Annotated in this window: 17 protein-coding genes; 9 read left to right on the top strand and 8 right to left on the bottom strand. The window is 70.3% G+C overall.

All coding sequences use genetic code 11. From position 1 onward, the window contains the following. Nucleotides 1–153: 153 nt before the first annotated feature. Genes ACFWP5_RS15245 through ACFWP5_RS15230 form a run of 4 tightly spaced genes read right to left on the bottom strand, consistent with a single transcriptional unit; the run spans nt 154 to nt 3,809 of the window. On the bottom strand, nt 154–1,374 hold the full coding sequence (locus tag ACFWP5_RS15245; RefSeq protein ID WP_384155337.1) for an ABC transporter permease: 1,221 nt from the start codon (nt 1,372–1,374) through the stop codon (nt 154–156). Continuing rightward, a complete protein-coding gene (locus tag ACFWP5_RS15240; protein ID WP_384155334.1) occupies nt 1,371–2,063 on the bottom strand; it encodes an ABC transporter ATP-binding protein in 693 nt (230 codons plus the stop codon). The genes ACFWP5_RS15245 and ACFWP5_RS15240 overlap by 4 nt, the downstream gene beginning before the upstream one ends. Then, complete coding sequence (locus ACFWP5_RS15235; RefSeq protein WP_384155331.1) at nt 2,060–3,289, bottom strand: hypothetical protein; 1,230 nt, start codon at nt 3,287–3,289, stop codon at nt 2,060–2,062. Before ACFWP5_RS15235 ends, ACFWP5_RS15240 begins: the two co-directional genes overlap by 4 nt. Continuing rightward, a complete protein-coding gene (locus tag ACFWP5_RS15230; RefSeq protein ID WP_384155328.1) occupies nt 3,276–3,809 on the bottom strand; it encodes a hypothetical protein in 534 nt (177 codons plus the stop codon). The genes ACFWP5_RS15235 and ACFWP5_RS15230 overlap by 14 nt, the downstream gene beginning before the upstream one ends. A gap of 344 nt (nt 3,810–4,153) precedes the next feature. On the opposite strand from ACFWP5_RS15230, the gene ACFWP5_RS15225 reads away from it, so the two are divergent. Both ACFWP5_RS15225 and ACFWP5_RS15220 read left to right on the top strand, forming a co-directional pair. Next, a complete protein-coding gene (locus ACFWP5_RS15225; RefSeq protein ID WP_384155325.1) occupies nt 4,154–4,906 on the top strand; it encodes a response regulator transcription factor in 753 nt (250 codons plus the stop codon). Next, the gene (locus tag ACFWP5_RS15220) at nt 4,896–6,692 is read left to right on the top strand and encodes a sensor histidine kinase (protein WP_384155322.1); all 1,797 of its coding nucleotides are present in this window, start codon (nt 4,896–4,898) and stop codon (nt 6,690–6,692) included. The genes ACFWP5_RS15225 and ACFWP5_RS15220 overlap by 11 nt, the downstream gene beginning before the upstream one ends. An 18-nt stretch (nt 6,693–6,710) precedes the next feature. Here ACFWP5_RS15220 and ACFWP5_RS15215 read toward each other — a convergent pair whose 3' ends face one another. Together ACFWP5_RS15215 and ACFWP5_RS15210 are read right to left on the bottom strand one after the other, a co-directional pair. After that, nucleotides 6,711–6,863: a hypothetical protein gene (locus ACFWP5_RS15215; RefSeq protein ID WP_384155319.1), complete on the bottom strand. Its 153-nt coding sequence runs from the start codon at nt 6,861–6,863 to the stop codon at nt 6,711–6,713. A gap of 21 nt (nt 6,864–6,884) precedes the next feature. Then, entirely contained in the window at nt 6,885–7,235 is a 351-nt protein-coding gene (locus ACFWP5_RS15210) for a zinc-binding dehydrogenase (protein WP_384155316.1), read from the bottom strand. 385 nt (nt 7,236–7,620) lie between these two features. Between ACFWP5_RS15210 and ACFWP5_RS15205 the strand changes: the two genes are divergently transcribed. From ACFWP5_RS15205 to ACFWP5_RS15195, 3 genes are all read left to right on the top strand, one after another. Continuing rightward, nucleotides 7,621–8,301 (top strand): SDR family NAD(P)-dependent oxidoreductase, encoded by a 681-nt coding sequence (locus tag ACFWP5_RS15205; protein WP_384155313.1) that lies wholly within the window; start codon nt 7,621–7,623, stop codon nt 8,299–8,301. Nucleotides 8,302–8,384: 83 nt separating this feature from the next. Next, nucleotides 8,385–9,440: an MBL fold metallo-hydrolase gene (locus tag ACFWP5_RS15200; protein ID WP_384155310.1), complete on the top strand. Its 1,056-nt coding sequence runs from the start codon at nt 8,385–8,387 to the stop codon at nt 9,438–9,440. A gap of 103 nt (nt 9,441–9,543) precedes the next feature. Continuing rightward, on the top strand, nt 9,544–10,233 hold the full coding sequence (locus ACFWP5_RS15195) for an SDR family NAD(P)-dependent oxidoreductase (RefSeq protein ID WP_384155346.1): 690 nt from the start codon (nt 9,544–9,546) through the stop codon (nt 10,231–10,233). Nucleotides 10,234–10,300: 67 nt separating this feature from the next. Here the strand turns inward: ACFWP5_RS15195 and ACFWP5_RS15190 are convergent, their stop codons facing one another. Then, complete coding sequence (locus ACFWP5_RS15190) at nt 10,301–11,023, bottom strand: hypothetical protein (RefSeq protein WP_384155307.1); 723 nt, start codon at nt 11,021–11,023, stop codon at nt 10,301–10,303. A 222-nt stretch (nt 11,024–11,245) separates the two neighbouring features. Between ACFWP5_RS15190 and ACFWP5_RS15185 the strand changes: the two genes are divergently transcribed. Further along, on the top strand, nt 11,246–13,936 hold the full coding sequence (locus tag ACFWP5_RS15185) for a LuxR C-terminal-related transcriptional regulator (RefSeq protein WP_384155304.1): 2,691 nt from the start codon (nt 11,246–11,248) through the stop codon (nt 13,934–13,936). 63 nt (nt 13,937–13,999) lie between these two features. Further along, nucleotides 14,000–15,205 (top strand): alpha/beta hydrolase, encoded by a 1,206-nt coding sequence (locus ACFWP5_RS15180; protein ID WP_384155302.1) that lies wholly within the window; start codon nt 14,000–14,002, stop codon nt 15,203–15,205. Nucleotides 15,206–15,310: 105 nt separating this feature from the next. On the opposite strand, the gene ACFWP5_RS15175 is transcribed toward ACFWP5_RS15180, so the two are convergent. Then, entirely contained in the window at nt 15,311–15,973 is a 663-nt protein-coding gene (locus ACFWP5_RS15175; protein WP_384155299.1) for a TMEM175 family protein, read from the bottom strand. 186 nt (nt 15,974–16,159) lie between these two features. Here ACFWP5_RS15175 and ACFWP5_RS15170 point away from each other — a divergent pair, with 186 nt between their 5' ends. Then, on the top strand, nt 16,160–16,627 hold the full coding sequence (locus ACFWP5_RS15170) for a cupin domain-containing protein (RefSeq protein WP_384155296.1): 468 nt from the start codon (nt 16,160–16,162) through the stop codon (nt 16,625–16,627). Nucleotides 16,628–16,679: 52 nt separating this feature from the next. Beyond that, nucleotides 16,680–17,624 (top strand): alpha/beta hydrolase, encoded by a 945-nt coding sequence (locus tag ACFWP5_RS15165; RefSeq protein ID WP_384155293.1) that lies wholly within the window; start codon nt 16,680–16,682, stop codon nt 17,622–17,624. Nucleotides 17,625–17,645 lie beyond the last annotated feature (21 nt).

Genomic DNA, 17,645 nt, shown 5'->3' with positions numbered 1-17,645 from the left:
CTTTGTCTTCGGCCGCTTCTTTTTTTTAAAAGACACAGATACACCGAGATCGAAACCGCCTGCCAGGTTAACGCCTACCATAAGTCGGCGGATACGAACGGGCGTTGGGCCGTCCAACGGCCCAACGCCCTTCGTCCATGTCGTCCATGCCGTTCATGCTGACGCGAGGGCCTCGGTGGGGGTGAGGCGGGCGGCCCTGATGGACGGGTAGACACCGGCGATCATGCCGACGAGTACGGCGCCGCCGAACCCTTCCGCCACCGAGGTGAGCGGGACGACCGGCGGCCAGTGCTGGTAGGTGGCGTAGCCGACGGTGGCCAGGACGCCGAGGACCGTACCGGCCACGCCGCCGAGCGCGGACAGTACGACGGACTCGGTGAGGAACTGGCCGCGGATCTGGCCCCGGTTGGCGCCCAGCGCGCGGCGCAGGCCGATCTCACGGCGGCGTTCGAGGACCGAGATGACCATGGTGTTGGCCACTCCGATACCGCCGACCAGCAGCGCGACTCCGGCGAGTCCCAGGAAGAGGGCGGAGAAGGTGGTCTGGGTGGCGCGCTTCGCGGCCAGCGCGTCGGACGGGCGGCTGATCTGGACCATGCCGGGCAGTTGTGGGTAGACCGTGGCGGGCAGCACGCCCCGGACCGCCTCCATGGCGGATTCCCTGGCCTTGATGTAGATCACCGTGGGGTGTCCGTCGAACTTCAACTGGGCGCGGGCGGCGTCCCATCCGACGAGTACCGAGCGGTCGATGTCGGGGGAGAGCGGGGTCCGGGCAAGGATGCCGATGACCGTGAACCAGCGGTCGTTGATGTAGATCTGCGGGGCGGGTCCCCGGTCGTTCAGCTTCGCGAAGCCGAGCCGGGTGGCGGCGACCGAACCGAGCACCGCGGTGGGGAACCTCTCGGTGGCGGCGTTGAGGAAGCGGCCCGACCGCACCTCGGCGTTGATGGCCGGGAGCAGGTTGACCTCGCTGGCCAGGATGGTGAGTCCGGCGTAGTCGCTGGGGTCGACACGGTCCGAACGATGCACGGTGGCATGGGTGTTGGCGACGGCACTGGCCATGGTGACCGGACCGATACGGCGGACCATGTCCACCGATTCCGGCGGGAGCAGCACCGGTGAGTTCGGATTGGGGACCGGCTGCGCCTGGAGCATGTTGGTGCCCATCGCCGAGAGCTCGTTCAGCAGCGCCTTCTGGCTGGAGGCCGGGATCCCGGTGACGACGATCATGGTGGCGATGCCGATCGAGATGCCAAGGGCCGACAGCGCGGCCCGCATCTTCCGGGTACGGATGCCGAGCAGCCCCAGCCCCAGAAGGTCCAGCGGGGCCAGCCGTACCGGCCTGCTGTTCGCCTCGGTGACGGTGGTGTTCATGACCCCTCATACGTGTCGGCGACGAGGCGCCCGTCGAGGATCTCCACCCGGCGGGGCAGCCGCTCGGCGATGTCCCGGTCGTGGGTGATGATCGCGATGGTGGTGCCCTCGTCGTTCAGCTCGGTCAGCAGTTCAAGGACGGCCCGTCCGTTGGCGGTGTCCAGCGCGCCGGTGGGCTCGTCGGCGAGCACCAGCGCGGGGTTGTTGACCAGGGCCCGGGCGATGGCGACGCGCTGGCGTTCACCGCCGGAGAGCTGGTGCGAGAGGTGTCCGGCCCGGTGGCCCAGGCCGACCCGGGCCAGCGCCTCCAGCGCCAGCGGACGGCGCCGGCCGCGCGGCACACCCGCGTAGAGCAGGCCGGTGGCGACGTTCTCGGCTGCGGTCAGCCCCTCGGTGAGATGGAACTGCTGGAAGACGAAGCCGAGCCAGCGGCCACGCAGCGCGGACAGCCGCCGGTCGGAGAGCGAGGAAACGTCCCGGCCGCCGATCTCCACGGTGCCGCTCGTCGGCCGGTCCAGGGTGCCCATGATGTTCAGCAGAGTGGACTTGCCGGACCCCGAAGGTCCGACGATGGCCAGCAGTTCACCGGTCCCGATGGCCAGCGAGACATCGTCCAGCGCGTTGACCCCGCCCGGATACGCCATGCTCGCGTTGCGGACGGTGAGTACCGAACGTGTGCGGTCGGTCATGAGGCCGTTGCCACCTTGGTGCCCGCGGTGATGCCGGTGCCGCTCACTTCCACCAGTCCCTTGGCGAACATCCCCGTCTCGACGGCCAGCAGACGGCCGCCGGGGAGCTGGAGCGCGTAACCGCCGCCGCTCAGCGCGAGCAGCGCGCCGACCGGCACGGCCAGTACGCCCTTCTTGGTCTGCCCGGTGAACTGCACTTGTACGGGTGCGGAGTTGAGGCGGCGCAGCGCCGCCGTGCCGTCCAGCGAGACGGTCACCACCAGCTGCGGTGTGCCGCCGGAGTCACCGCCTGCCTGGTCGGCGGCCTGGGCATCCGTGCTGATGGCCGAGACTGTGCCATGAGCCTCGGAGTTGTCGGGCAGCGTCACGGTCGCCTTGTCGCCCTGCTGGATCGAGTCGACGTCGGTCGCGTCCAGCGGCACCGACACCGACTTGGCGGTACCGGTGACCGACATCAGCGTTCCGGTGGCCGGGTCGCCGGGCTGCGCCTGAACGGCACCGACCCGTACCTCGCCCGGCAACACCGCCACGTCGCCGGCGCCGAGGACCCCGGTGGAGGGCATACCGACCTGGGTCTGCCACCGCCCCACCGCCGCGATCAGGGAGGCGGTGAGCACCCCCTCACCGGGCTTGACCCGGACGTAGGACGGGGACGGGGACGCCGACGGGGAGGAGGACGGCGAGGCACTCGCGGCGCCCGTCGGCTCCGGCCGCTGCGCGACCCAACTGCCCGACGCCGGCTGGGCGCCGATGTCGTAGCCGAGCGCCCTGAGGTTGTCCGCGACCACCTTCACGTCCCTGCCCATGAGACCCCTGGTGTCCAGGGGGCGGAACAGCGGTGTGGTCCCGTAGAACACCGGCACCGGACGATCGTCCAGCCGGTACAGGGACCTGCCCCTGGACACCTTGGCCCCCACCGCCGGCAGCTGGGTGACCAGGCCGTCCTTGCCGCCCTTCACCGATACGGTCCTGCCGTAGCCCAGGGTTCCGTTCAGCGAAAGGGTGCTGGACAGGTCGGTCCTGACCACCGCGACGGTGCTCACCCGGGGCGCACCGCTCGCCGCGGCGCCCGACGGCTTCCCACCACTCCTCACCCCGGCCAGGCTGACCCCCACCACGCCTGCCGTGAGCAGTGCGGCCACCGCGATGACGACCCGTTTCCGCGCTTTCCCCGGCGCCGCGCTGCCGGGCGGCTCGTCGGCCTGAGCGTGCTCACTTCTTCGCACGGAATGCCTCCAGCCGGCAACTGCTCTCGATGTCATCCGAATTGGCCGGCTGGTTGTTGGAGGCGTAGTTCCAGCCCGCGTTGTCGGGCAGCCCGACAACCTTGAGCCCCTTGGAGTTCATGCACCTGATCCATTCGCGGAAGTCATCCGCGTAATGCGGGTTCTTCTTCGGGTCCGTCTCCACAGGCTGAAGTGGTTGCTTCAAGGCGCAGACCTTCGCCGATGCGGGAAAGTCCGAAGCGTTCACGCCCGGGAAGATCCATTCGGCGCCCGCCGAGCCTTTCGTGTACGTCTTCACTCCGTGGTCCTGAAGGCAGGACACCCAGGCGTTGTTGAGCTTCCGGTGTTCCTCCTCGCTGCCGTCCAGGCGCAGTTGGGGGCGGCCGGCGTCGGGGTCGGCGCTCGGACCGGCCGATCCGGCGCTCGCGGCCGGGCTGGAGATCGAGGCCACGTCGGTGTCACCGGCCTTGCCCGCACCGGAGGATCCGCCACCGCACGCGGTGAGCGCGGAAATCGCCACCACCCCGAGGGCGGCCAACGCGACGGATCGGGACCTGGTGCTGCGGCCGCATTGGTCCGCCGGGTTGCGCAGCCTTCGGCCGCGCTGTGTCCTCAATCGCCGGACGGGCTGATTGCAGCCCGTCCGGCGGCGATTGAGGACAAGGCACAGGGGCCGTCCGGCGGCGATTGAGGACGAACCGGCTACCGGACGGACCCGGGACACATCTGCGGCCACAGCACCAAGGCCTGGCCGGTCATTGATGTTCGGCATGGCGGCCACCATGGCCGAGCGATATGAGGATCCTGTCATGCTGCCATCAAAAACCTGTCTGAATCGCAGCGACCCGCCCTATGGTCGGCAGCATGTGCGCACATGTCCTGGTGGCCGAGGACGACGTCAGACAGGCCACGGTGATCCGGCGCTATCTGGAACGCGAGGGCCACACCGCCCTTGTGGTGCACGACGGACGTGCCGCGATCGACGAGGCCCGCCGCCGACCGCCCGATCTGCTCGTCCTCGACGTGATGATGCCGGTGGTCGACGGCCTGGACGTCTGCCGCATTCTGCGGGGGGAGTCGTCCGGCCTCCCGGTGCTGATGCTGACCGCCCGCGCCACCGAGGAGGACCTGCTGCTCGGCCTCGACCTCGGCGCCGACGACTACATGACCAAGCCCTACAGCCCCCGTGAGCTGATGGCCCGTATCCGCACCCTGCTGAGGCGCAGCCTGCGTACCGGCGGCGGCGCCGCCGTCCCGGACGACCGCCGGCCGACCGACCCGGTCCTGCGGGCCGGCGCCCTCTCGGTGGATCCGGTCCGGCACACCGTCCACCTCGGCGGGCGGCAGGTGGAATGCACCCCCGGGGAGTTCGAGGTCCTGGCGGTCATGGCCGCCGAGCCCGAACGGGTCTTCACCCGGCGGCAGTTGCTGACCCGGACCCGCGGGTCCGACCGCTTCATCACCGAGCGCACCATCGACGTGCACATCCTGAACCTGCGCAAGAAGCTCGAAGCCGACCCGAAGCGGCCGGTCCTCCTGCTGACCGTCTTCGGGGTCGGCTACAAGATGGCTGACGGCCCCGGGTTCCACCCGGAAGCGGACCCCCGTGCGTACTGAGCCCGCACAGTCCGAGACCTCCGAGACCAGGGTGCCGCTGCGCAGGAGTCTGCTGGTCAGGCTGCTGGCTTCGTCGCTTCTCGTCGCCCTCTGCGCGATCACCGCCACCGCCTGGCTTGCGGTACGGACCACCACCAGCGCGATCCGCCAGGAGCAGGGGCAGGTCCTCTCCGACGACACGGACATCTACAAGATGCTCACCGACTACGCCGCCGTCCACCCGAGTTGGGACGGAGTCACACGGACGATCAGCCGGCTCGCCGACCGGACCAACCGGCGTATCACCCTCACCGCCCAGGACCACGGCCGCCGGACGATCGCGGACTCCGCGCCCGGCACATCGCCGCTGCCCGACCATGCGTTCGCGGTCATCGACCCGCTCCAGGTCGACCCCGCGCTGTTCCCCGACGCCGGCGCCGACCGTATCGACCCCCGTGTCCTCGGCCCGTTCCGGCTTTCCGCCGCACAGCGCCAGGATCTCCTCAGGAGCGCGAACACGCTCAGGGACTGTATCCGCAAGCTCGGCTTCCCCGCCAAGGTCTCCGTCTCGCTCAGCGGTCACCCCAGCATCGAGACCGACGACGGCACCAAGGAGGCCTATGCCCTGGTCAAGTGCGAATCCATGCTCCAGCTCGCACTCACGACACCGGGCGAGCTGAAGGCTCTCGACAGCCTCAACAAGCTGATCAGGAACTGCCTGGCACATCAGGGCCGGCCCGCCGTGGTACTCGACCTCACGCTCTCCTACAAGCCGGGCGACGCCGACACCCCGGCCGCGCGGAACTGTGTCAACTCCAGCCGCCGGGAACAGCTCGCCGCCTACGTCGCCCCGGCGGCACAGCTGTTCGTCAGTGAACCGGCCGGATCGGCGGTTCCGGGCTTCGACCTGTCGCAGGCCAACACCATCCGCATCATCGGGGTCGTCGCCCTCGTCCTCGTGCTCACCATGACCGTGACCGTGGTGATCGGCGTCCGCCTGGTCAGACCGCTGCGCGCGCTCACCAGCGCCGTACGGAACCCGGGCCGCCCGCAGCTCCGCGTCCCGGTGACCACCGGCGACGAGATCGGCCGCCTCACCGCCGCCTTCAACGACCTCTCCGAGCACCGGGAACGCACCGAAGCGCAGCGCAAGGCCATGGTCAGCGACATCGCCCACGAACTGCGGACACCGCTCAGCACCATCCGCAGCTGGCTGGAAGCCACCCAGGACGGTGTGCTCACCCCGGACGACGACGTGACCTCGGTGCTGCTGGAGGAGACCCTGCTGCTCCAGCACATCATCGACGACCTCCGGGACCTGGCGGCGGCCGAGGCCGGCACGCTCCAGCTGCACCGTGAGCTCCTGGACGCGGGCGACCTCCTGCACCACGTCGCCACCGCCCACGGCGGCCAGGCCCAGAGCGCGCGCATCACCCTGGACGTCCGCACCGACGGTGACACCGAGCTGTACGCGGACCCCATGCGGCTGCGCCAGGCCGTCGGCAACCTGGTGTCCAACGCCGTACGCCACACTCCCCCCGGCGGCAGTGTCACCGTGCGGTCCAGCCGGACCGGGAACACCGTCCTGATCCAGGTCAGCGACACCGGTTCCGGCATCGGCCCGGAGGACCTGCCGCATGTCTTCGACCGGTTCTGGCGCGCCGAGAAGTCCCGCAACCGGCACACCGGCGGCAGCGGCCTCGGCCTCTCCATCGCCCGCCGGTTCACCGAGGCCCACGGCGGCAGCCTCAGCGTCACCAGCTCCCCCGGAACCGAGACGGTCTTCACTCTCCAACTGCCCGGCTGACCACGGCGGTTCAGGGCGTCAGTACGGTGCGTACGCCCCCGGTACCTCGGGCTCGGTCCACGCGGTCCCGACGTCGGCCAGGGGCATCGTCCTGGCGGTGACCGCGATGCCGCCGCCGCCGATCTCCTTGATGAGGGACGGCAGTTCGGCCAGATACGCCCTGGTGGACACGGCGCCCTGGCCGTTGTCCTGCTACCGGAAGTTCGCCGAACGCAGTGCCACGGAGGGCAGTTCGATGGTCGGGCCGGCCATGGAGCCGATCTGGATCCAGTTCAGCGCGCGGCCGCGGTCGGCGCTGGCCCGCAGCAGCGCCATGATCGCGTCACCGGCGGGCCTGCCCCAGAGGTAGTCCACGACCAGGTCGACCTCGGCGGCCGTCTCGGCCAGCGCCGCCGCGGTGGCCTCGGCGTCGTCGGTGAGCGCGACGGTCGCGTCGGCGCCGATCCCCGGCAGGGTCGCCAGCCGGGCCCGGTCACGGCCCGCGCCGACAACCCGCCCCGCGCCGAGCCGCTTGGCGACCTGGATGGCCGTCTGCCCTAGCACCGCTCACAGCATGCTCAACGACCACTCCAGCAACGGGGTACGGCAGATCTCAAACACGGTCTGAGGATTCGGCTACGTCGCGGTGCCACAAGGACCGGCCGGTACGCGAGCCGTGTCCCGGAAACGGCGTTGCTCACGGAAGCACACGGTCACCCGCAACGCCCCCTCCCCTCCTCTCCGCGCCCCTCCGCCGGCGTGCCCTGCCTCCAACAGATCACCGGAATCCGGTGAGGACCGTTCACCTGCCCTACGACAAACCTGGGGTGCGCGGCACGGCACATGCGGTCGCTGCCTCACTCCACGGTCGACGTCGGAAGGAGAAGGAGATCGTCATGGCACATGAACCGCAAGGGACTTCGGCAACGCCCGGCAAGGAGGCGGTCTCATGAGTGAGCGTGTGGCGGTGGTGGTCGGCGCGGGCGGTGGCCTGGGCCTTGCCACGGCGCTGGTACTCGCGGACGCGGGGTTCAGCGTGACGGCGGTCGACCGTACGGAGAAGGCGCTGGAGCAACTGCCCGACGGCATCCGCCGGGAGGTGGGCGACGCGACCGACCCGGCGGTGGCCAGGAACGTCATCGACCGGATCGCCACCGAGTCCGGACCTCCCGAGGTGCTGGTGAACACCCTCGGCGCCTTCCGGCCGGGAGAGGCGGTCGCCGCGACCCCCGAGGACCTGCGGCTCATGCTGGACGTCAACCTCGGCGCCGCGCTGTGGCTGAGCCAGGCAGTGACGCCGTACATGTGCCGACGCGGCGGGGGCGCCATCGTGCACGTGTCCGCGCGGCCGGCGAGCGAGCCGACCGCCGGCATGGCCGCCTACAGCCTCGGCAAGGCGGCGCTCAACCACCTCGTCCGCATTCTCGACCTGGAGCTGCGCCCGCACGGCATCCGCGTGAACGCGGTGGCGCCGCAACTCCTCGACACGGCCAGGAACCGGGCGGTGTTCCCTCCGGAGGCGCTGGCACATGCCGTACCGCCGGAGACGATCGCGAACATCATCGCCTTCCTCGTCGGCGACCTCGCCGCGGACATCAGCGGAGCGATCGTGCCGGCCTACGGCGCGTAGCCCGGACAGGTCCCACACCCTGTACGCCCTATCCCCTCCCGTACACCCCCCATGCACGTCACCCCCGCCAGAAGGGAACCACCATGTCATCGACGAACCGCCGCTCGTTCCTCGCCCGAAGCGCGGTGCTGGCGGCCGTTCCCACGGTCGCCGCGCTCGCCGACGGCGTACTCGCCGGCCAGGCGTCCGCCGCCACTTCCACGCTGCCCGACTACGCGCCGATCCCGCGGTCCGCCCTCGGTCCCGCCGTCAACTCGCAGGGCTACTACGTCGGTCGGGTCGAGCGGAATCTGTACTGGGTGACCGACGGCACGTACCAGGCGGCGTTCCTGACGACCCGTGAGGGCGTCGTGCTGTTCGACGCGCCTCCGACCATCGGGCACAACCTCCAGCGTGCGATCGACGAGATCGCCGCCGCCAACGGGGTCTCCAACAGAGTGACCCACCTGATCTACTCCCACCACCACGCCGACCATCTCGGCGCATCGTCGTTGTTCGGCCGGCACGTGGTGCGGATCGGCCACGCCGAGAACAGGCGGCTCCTGGCGCGCGACAACGACCCGACCCGGCCGCTGCCCGACGTGACGTTCGAGAACCGCTACACACTGCGCGTGGGCGGTGAGCGCATCGACCTGGCGTGGCACGGCACCAACCACTCGCCCGACAACATCTACATCCACCTGCCGGACCACGACACGCTCATGCTGGTCGACGTCAACCTGCCCGGCTGGGTCCCCTTCGACAGCTTCAACCTGAACGAGGACGTCCCCGCCTCCATAGCCGCCCCGGCCACGGCCATGACGTATCCGTGGAAGCACTACATCGGCGGCCACATGGGCCGGCTCGGCACCCGCCAGGACATGGTGGTCTACCAGCAGTACGTGACCGACATCGTCGACAACGTCAAGAAGGCGCTGACGGCGGTGGACCCCACACCGTACTTCGCCAAGTACGGGGACAACTCCTGGGCCGCGGTCAAGGAGTACCAGGCGGCCCAGGTCGCCTACGCCGCCGACCCGGTCATCAAGAAGTACACCGGCGTCCTCGCCGCCGCCGACGTCTACACGGCCAGCACGACGTTCATCATCCTCGAATCGCTCCGCCTCGACCTCGGCCAGGGGTCGCAGGTTCATGCCTGATCACAGCGCAACACACCAGAAGGGGTACTGAGATGCCGGGCCGGCCGGCCGGAAAGTCTGTCTCGTCACCGGCACGGGCGGGAGCACGGGGCGTGCCACCGCGCTGGCGTTCGCCCGGGAAGGTGCCCGGGTCGTCGGGTGCGACGTGACGGTCGAGGCGGCACAAGAGACCGCCGAGCTGGTGCGCGCCAAGGGCGGCGAGATGGTGTCGCTGCATCCGTGCCGACTCGATGATCCCGCCGAATCCGCCAGGCTCGTCGACTTCGCGGTGGAGCGGTTCGGCCGGATCGACGTCCTGTTCAACCTCGCCGCCAGGGCCCACTTCAACTGGCTCGAAGACGTCACCGACGAGGACTGGGACGGCGCGCGCCGCGACGAGGTCGACCTGGTCTTCTACCTCACCCGGGCCGCATGGCCCCAACTGAGGGCCAGCCAGGGCGTGGTGGTGAACATGGCGTCCCTGAACGGATCCCTCGGCTTCAAGGGCTTCCCGTCCCTGTCCCATACGACGAACAAGGCCGCGATCATCGGTATGACCCGCCAACTGGCCATGGAGGGAGGCGAGTTCGAGATCCGCGTCAACTCGATCTCGCCCGGCCTGATCGAAAGCCACGCCACCCGTGAGCAGTTGGAGAACGACGACTTCTCCCGCCAGATGCTCGGCCGGACCCTCCTGGGCAGAGTGGGCCGGCCCGAGGACGTGGCGAACGCGGCTCTGTTCTTGGCATCCGACGAGAGCGCGTACGTGACCGGCGTCGACCTCGTCGTCGACGGCGGCATGAAGGTCCGGTGACCGACACGGCCCGGCACGTCCGAGAAGGACGTGTTGCCAACTCGCCATGCCAGTAGGGTCGTTCACCTCACCCGGTCTCGCCCGTCTCGCCCACGACGAGCTGGTAGAAGATCGGCTCGCCGGTCGTCGTCACGCGGTGCTGGAACCGGGTTCGTTCCAGCACCGCGAGACGTCCGCCGGCCACCAGCCGCTCGACCGCGGCGCCGAACCCGTCCGGATCCGATTCGTCCATCCACCGCTCGTCGATCGTGAAGGCCACGGGAGCGCCGGGTGGCAGGAGCGCGAGCGCGTTGTCGAGCGCCCGCGGTGTGGCGTGCGTGCCGCCGAACGCCCCTGCCGACACCAACCCGCCGAGCGCGTACGGGCGTAGCGCCTCACGGAGTGCGTCGGGGTGCAGGAAGTCGCCGATCACGTAGTCGGCGTAGACGCCCGGCCGGTCGCGCACACTCGCCACGCGCGCCTCCGGCAGCGCGTCGACCCCGACGACCTGCGCTACGCCCCCGTCACGCACGAGTTCGCCGACCAGTCCCGTGCCGGCGCCGACATCGAGGACCGTCATCGAGCCCGGCTCCAGCCCGAGGCGCGTGGCCGCGCGCAGGAAGCCCGCTGCCGCGACCTGGGGTGATCGGCACTGGAGCCGTTCCTGGACGACATGCTCGTAGAGGCCGGGCACGGCGTAGATCCGCGTGTACTCGTGCAGGTGCACCAACTCGTGCTCGCCCACCGCGATGTACTCGCCGTCGGTCTCCGGCGGGCCGAGCAGACGGACGTCCGCAAACACATCTGACATGTCCGCGAGGCTATGCGACCGTGTTTGTGCGCCGCCACCAGTAATGAGCGTCAGTGAATCGCGCGAACGGCGGCGGCGAGGACGCTGAGGCCGGGCGAAGCCGCGCCCCCTTCACACGGTGGACGACCTTGATACGCCCCTCAGTACATGCCCAGGATCACCGCCGTGAAAGTGCCAGATCATCGCCGGGATGCCGTGATGCGTATCGGCTACGCTGACCGCGTGGCTGAAGGACATCGCGCGACCCCCGAGCTCCGGGCCACAGCGGGTTCGGGCCGTACAGCGGGCCCCGGGCGACCCGGGCTCATCGACCGTCGCGACCTGGTCGCCGCCCTGGACCGTGCGGCCGAGAAGCAGGTGACGCTGGTCTCCGCGCCCGCCGGCAGCGGAAAGACGTCGCTGCTGCGCACCTGGGCCGACCGGCCGGACCAGGACCGCCGTATCGCCTTCATGTCCGTACGGTCGAGCCAGCAGGACGCGCAGTTGTTCTGGCTCGCTCTGCTGGACGCGGTCCGTGCCGCGGCCGGCGGCGAGGGCGCCGCGGAGCCGTCGGCCGTGACTCCCGGCTCCGACGGCGGTGCCGTCATGGACAAGGTGCTGTCCGAGATCAGGGCGTCCCGGAAGCCCTTCTTCCTGGTCGTCGACGACCTGCACGAACTCGGATCCGCCGCGGCCGTCCAGCAGTTGGGGACACTGCTGACCAGCCTTCCGCAGGGCGTCCACGCGATCGTGGCCACCCGCCGTGACCCGTCGCTGCGCCTGCACAAGCTGCGGCTGGCCGGTGAACTGACCGAGATCCGTGCCGCCCAGCTCCGCTTCACCGAGGCCGAGACCCGCGAACTCCTGGCCGCCACCAAGATCGTGCTGCCCGACCACGTGTCCGGCCTGCTGCACCAGCGCACCGAGGGCTGGGCGGCCGGGCTGCGGCTCGCCGTGCTCTCCCTGGCCGGACACCCGGATCCCGAACGGTTCGTCGCCGAATTCTCCGGCAGCCACCGTACGGTCGCCGAGTACCTGCTGGCCGAGATGCTGGAGCGGCAACCGCCGCACGTACAGCGGCTGTTGCTGCGCACTTCGCTGCTGGACCGGGTCAACGGCGAGCTGGCGGATCTGCTCACGGGCGCGACCGATTCGGAACGCATCCTGCTGGACCTGGAGGACGCCAACGCGTTCGTCGTGGCGCTCGATCCCGGCCGGACCTGGTTCCGCTACCACCACATGTTCGGCGACCTGCTCCGGCTGGAACTGCGCCGCACGCTCCCCGGGAACATCCCCGAACTGCACCGGCTGGCCGCGCGCTGGTTCGCCGAACACGCCCAGGCCGCCGATGCCGTCCGGCACCTGCAAGCCGCCGGCGACTGGGCCGAGGCGGCGCACCTGCTCGCCGATCACACCGTCAGCCTCACCCTGGACGGACAGGCCGGAACCGTGGTCGCGCTGTTGCACGCCTTCCCCGCCCGCACCGGCGAGGAACGCCCGGAGCTGGCCCTCGTGCACGCCAACGCCGACCTGCACCAGCACCGCCTGGACGAAGCCCAGGCACACCTTGAGATCGCCAGGTCGTACGCCGACACGACGCCACCCGACCGCCGGCACCGGCTGCGGATGGCGATCGCGTCCCTGGACCTGTTGCTGGCCCGGCTGCGCGGGCACTTCGACGCCGTGTTCGAGCAGGCCGACGCACTGCCGTCCCCCACCACAGGCCAGTCCACCACCGAGGTCGCGATCGCCGGCGACCTGCGAGCCCTCGCCCTGCTGAACCTGGGCGTCACCGAGGCCTGGTCGCTACGGCTCGACGACAGCGAACGGCACCTTCTGGAGGGCGCCGCGCTCGCCCACGACATCGGCCGCCCCTACCTGGAGGTCGCCTGCCTCGCCCACCTCGGATTCGCCTCCGGCAACCGTTCCCTCACTCTGGTCAGGCGCCGCTGCGAACAGGCCCTGGCGCTGGCCGACCGGTACGGCTGGGGCGCCGAGCCGGTCATCGTCCCCGCCCAGGTGTCCTTCGCCGGGACGCTGATCTGCACCGGCGAGTTCGAGCACGGGCAACAGTGGCTGGACCGCGCACGGCGCGCCACGCGATCCGAGGGCGAGCCCGGAATCCGGCTGCTGGTGCGTCTGGTCTCCGCGATGCTTCCGGCGGCGCGTGGACAACTCCGCGAGGCCCTGGCCGAGTTGACCGCCGCCGATGAGGTGCAGGCACACATGAGGGGCGAGCACGGACTGTGGTCCCGGGTGACCGGCTGGACGGTGGCCACCCAGGCCCGCCTCGGCATGGTCGACCAGGCGCGGACCACCCTCGCCGCCCTCGACGACCGGCGGGCCGCCGCCGGCGAGATCATCACCGCGGCCGCGGTGATCCGCCTCGCCGAACAGGACCCCGCGGGCGCCCGCCACGAACTCCGGCCGGTCCTCGACGGCACGGCCTCCGTCAACTCCGTCCTCACCCTGATCGAGGCCCATCTCCTGGACGCGCTCGCCTGCGGCGACCTCGGCAACGGGCACGCGATGGGAGCGGCCGTAGAGCAGGCGCTGAACCTCGCCGAGCCGGACCGGATGATCCTGCCCTTCCTGATGACCGGCGCCTGGGAGTTGCTGGAGACCCTGCCGCAGCGGACGTCGCACGCCGCGCTGGTCTCCGACATCCTCGACGTCGTCCGTGGCACCACCCCCGGCGGACCGGACCGGCCGCCTTCGGTACCGGCCGAGAACCTCAGCCCGAGTGAGCTGCGCGTCCTGCGCTACCTGCCGACGAACCTCACCCGCCCCGAGATCGCCACCGAACTGTCGGTCTCGCTCAACACCGTCAACACCCACATCCGACGGATCTACGCCAAGCTCGGTGCCGGCGACCGGTCCTCGGCGGTGCAGCGCGGCCGTGAGCTGCGGCTCCTGTCGAACGGCCGCGGCTGAGGACCGTACGATCACCGGATTCCGGTGACGCGGATTCACCTGGCCGTCCACGACCATGAGGCCATGGGTGATGACCCCCTCCTCTACCAGATCCGGGTCTGCGGCCACCTCGGCCCCACTCTGCTGACGGCGTTCCCGGCGTTCGCGCCCGAGCAGCAGGGCACCGAAACGGTGCTCACCGGGCTGCTGCCGGACGCTGCGGCGCTCTACGGCGTCCTCGCCGAGGTCGAGGCTCTCGGCCTCGACCTCCTCGAAGTACGCAGAGTCCGGCCCCGGCTCCCGCACGACCTCTCGGTCCGGCCGATCGTGCGACCGAACCGGCCCCCACCGAAGGGAGAACGTTCCGTGAGCACCGAGCAGCAGGACACTCTCGACGCGATCCTGCGTCAGTCGGCCCTTCCCGTCGGCAGTGATGTCAGCGAACAGCGGCGCCTGCTCCATGAGTTGACGTCGGCGCAGCCGTTGCCCCCCGATGTGACCATGACGTCGACCACGCTGGGCGGTGTCCCCGTCGCCGCGATCACGGTCGACGGAGTCGAACCCCGGCACGTCGTCCTGTACTTCCACGGCGGCGTCTACGTTCTGGGCGACGCCGCCAGTGCCGCCGGCCTGGCCTCGCAGGTCGGCCGCCGAACCAGCGCCAAGGTCTACTCCGTCGACTACCGGCTCGCCCCCGAGCACCCGTATCCGGCGGCGGTGGACGACGCCCTCGCAGCCTACGAAGCCCTCCTGCACGACGGCGTCGCCCCCTCGGACATCGTCCTCGCCGGAGAGTCCGCGGGCGGCGGACTCGTCATCGCCACCCTGGTCAACGCCCGTGATCGCGGCCTGCCCGTGCCCGCCGCGGCCTACGTCATGTCGCCGTACACCGACCTCACCCTTGCCGGGACGAGCATCGACACCAAGCGAGACGCCGACCCGCTGCTCAGCCGGGAGCTGCTCGAACCCCGGGTCACCGACTACACGGCGGGACAGGACGCCGCTCTCGGCCTGATCAGCCCCGTCTTCGCGGACCTGTCCGGCCTGCCGCCCCTGATCATCCAGGTCGGCACCCACGAGGTCCTCCTCGACGACGCCGTACGCCTCGCCCAGCAGGCCGCCGCCGCGGACGTCGAGGTCACGCTGGAGATCACACCCAGGGTCCCGCACGTCTTCCAGGCCTATCAGCCGCTCCTCGACGAAGCGACCGTCGCGCTGGACCGGGCCGGGGAGTTCCTGTCCGCGCGGCTCGCCAGGGCGGAGGGCGCCGCCGGAAAGCCGGTGTCGTAGTAACCCGGCGACGACCTCTCACCCGGCCGGTGACGACTCCGGCGCGCTGATGACACGTCGACGCCGGCTGACCTCGGACGCTTCGGTCGTCGACGAGCCCTCGGCTCAGTCCTCCACGCCCTGCTGCCCGGAACGGCCCCTGCGCCCGTCGACGACCGAGTCGATGACCGGCACCACGATCCAGCAGACGTAAGCCCAGTGGGTGAAGAGCGAGACCGGGATCGAGATCAGGAAGCCCAGTGCGACCATGCCAAGGCGGCGGATGGCCCGGGCGAAAAGCTCGGGCGGGGTGCCGACGCGCTGGAGACCGTCGCGGGGGACCTCACGGACCATCAGTATGAACAGGAGACAGGACAGGAACTGCACGACGGCGTAGAAGATGAACCGCGCCTGGAACGCTCCGTGGCCGCCGATCACGTCGGTCGCGAACGGGGTGATCACCAGCGTGAGCAGCCAGTACATGGTCAGGGACGTCAACCGGGTGTTGGCCGCCGTGACGTAGCGGAACACCCGGTGGTGGGAGCGCCAGTGCGCGGCGATCACCACGAAACTGATCATGAACGCCAGATAACTCTCACGGTGTGACGTGGCCGAGTGCCACAGCTCGGAGTTGGTCGATCCCTCCGGTACCGGAAGTTCCAGAGCCAGCAACGTGAGCGCGATGGCGACCACCGCGTCTCCGAAGAACGTGAGTCGCTCGCCGGAGACCGCCCGGATCTCCATGTCCTCGTCCTCGGACGGCAGTTCTTGATCAGTCGAGACATTCATGGCAGCAGAGAATGCCACAAGGCGCGGGGTGCCTCGGACGCGCGTGGCACCGAGGGCCGGGCCGGGGGAGTGGTACTGCTGGTCCTACCCGGACGGCTGGCGGCCGGCGCGTGAGGAAGAGGATCATCGGAGGGGCAGGGCACGGCTCCGACCGGAGACAGCCGAGCGCGCAGAACGGACAGCCACATGACCATGGCCTACCTCGCACAGCCCGAGCAGCAGCAGAAACTCGAATGGCTCGACGGCGGCGAGTTCGCCGTACTCCTCGACGCCGCGGCCACCGGCGGACAGTTGACCGTGGGACGGTTCTCCGTCGCCAAGGGCGAGGCACCGCCGTACCACAAGCACACCCGTGAGGACGAGGTCTTCATGCTGATCAAGGGGAGTGCGCTGCTGTGGTGCGACGACGAGGAGATGGAGTTGTCGGAGGGCGGCATCGTCTTCCTGCCGCGGAACGTGCCGCACGGCTACCGGATCACCTCCGACACCGCCGACCTGCTGATGATCTGCACGCCCGGCGGCATCGAGGGCATGTTCCGGCACGCGGGACGTGACCTCACGACCCCGCGCCCCGAGGGCTTCGAGATCTCGCGGGACGTCATGGCCGAGGCCGCCGACATGTACGGCCAGATCATCGTCGGCCCGCCGCGCTGACCCACAGCTCCACCGCATCGCCGCACCGACCGGAACCACGAAAGGCACAGCCATGTCCCGGCAACAGCGCCAGGCCCTCGACGAGATGCTGCGGCACGGCCCGCTCGACCTCGGAGGGGACGTCGCCCAACAGCGCGCCCTCTTCCACGACATGATGACGTCCATCCCGTTGCCGCCCGACGTCTCGACCACGGCGGGCGAACTGGGCGGCGTACCGGTCGTCACCGTCGAGACGCCGGCGAACGACCCGGCGACCGTCCTGCTGTACCTGCACGGCGGCGCGTACGCCATCGGCTCGGCGGCCGACGCCGCGGGTCTGGCCGCCGAGGTCTCCCGGCGCACCGGTGCACGCGCCGTCTGCGTCGACTACCGGCTGGCCCCGGAGCACCCGTTCCCCGCGGCGGTCGACGATGCCCTGGCGGTGTACCGGGCGCTGCTCGACGACGGGATTCCCAGTTCCTCCATCGCCTTCGTCGGTGAGTCCGCGGGCGGCGGTCTCGTCGCCGCTACGTTGGTCGCCGTCAAGGACGCGGGGCTGCCCCAGCCCTCCTCGGCCGCGGTCTTCTCCCCGTGGGCCGACCTGAGCGTGTCCGGCGACAGCGCGGTGAGCAAAGCGGCGGTCGACGCCTCACTGACCCCGGAGGGCCTGCGCACCCGTGCCCGCGACTATCTCGGCGACACCGATCCGACCACCCCGCACGCCAGCCCCCTCTTCGCCGAACTGACCGGCCTGGCACCCCTGTTCATCCAGGTCGGCTCGTACGAGATCCTTCTGGACGACGCCGTACGGCTGGCCGCGCGTGCCGCCGAGCACGACGTCCACGTCGAACTGCAGGTCTGGCCCGAAGTCCCGCACGTCTTCCAGGCGTTCGCCGCGCTGCTCGACGAGGGCGCCGCCGCGCTCGACGCCGCCGGCGCGTTCATCCGGGCCCGGTGGGCCGACGGCGCCGACGCCGACAAGTCCGGCGAGGCGGTGTCGGCCGGGGCGACGTCGTAGCCCGGCGAGGGCCGACAGTAC

This window comes from Streptomyces sp. NPDC058469, assembly GCF_042721125.1.
Lineage (GTDB): Bacteria > Actinomycetota > Actinomycetes > Streptomycetales > Streptomycetaceae > Streptomyces.
This window is presented reverse-complemented; position numbering and strand designations above follow the sequence as displayed.

Coding starts and splice junctions, on each gene's coding strand:
- ACFWP5_RS15170 (WP_384155296.1), top strand. CDS start 16,160: ATGACCATGGCCTACCTCGCACAGCCCGAGCAGCAGCAGAAACTCGAA.
- ACFWP5_RS15245 (WP_384155337.1), bottom strand. CDS start 1,374: ATGAACACCACCGTCACCGAGGCGAACAGCAGGCCGGTACGGCTGGCC.
- ACFWP5_RS15240 (WP_384155334.1), bottom strand. CDS start 2,063: ATGACCGACCGCACACGTTCGGTACTCACCGTCCGCAACGCGAGCATG.
- ACFWP5_RS15200 (WP_384155310.1), top strand. CDS start 8,385: ATGTCATCGACGAACCGCCGCTCGTTCCTCGCCCGAAGCGCGGTGCTG.
- ACFWP5_RS15190 (WP_384155307.1), bottom strand. CDS start 11,023: ATGTCAGATGTGTTTGCGGACGTCCGTCTGCTCGGCCCGCCGGAGACC.
- ACFWP5_RS15205 (WP_384155313.1), top strand. CDS start 7,621: ATGAGTGAGCGTGTGGCGGTGGTGGTCGGCGCGGGCGGTGGCCTGGGC.
- ACFWP5_RS15175 (WP_384155299.1), bottom strand. CDS start 15,973: ATGAATGTCTCGACTGATCAAGAACTGCCGTCCGAGGACGAGGACATG.
- ACFWP5_RS15180 (WP_384155302.1), top strand. CDS start 14,000: ATGGGTGATGACCCCCTCCTCTACCAGATCCGGGTCTGCGGCCACCTC.
- ACFWP5_RS15165 (WP_384155293.1), top strand. CDS start 16,680: ATGTCCCGGCAACAGCGCCAGGCCCTCGACGAGATGCTGCGGCACGGC.
- ACFWP5_RS15225 (WP_384155325.1), top strand. CDS start 4,154: ATGTGCGCACATGTCCTGGTGGCCGAGGACGACGTCAGACAGGCCACG.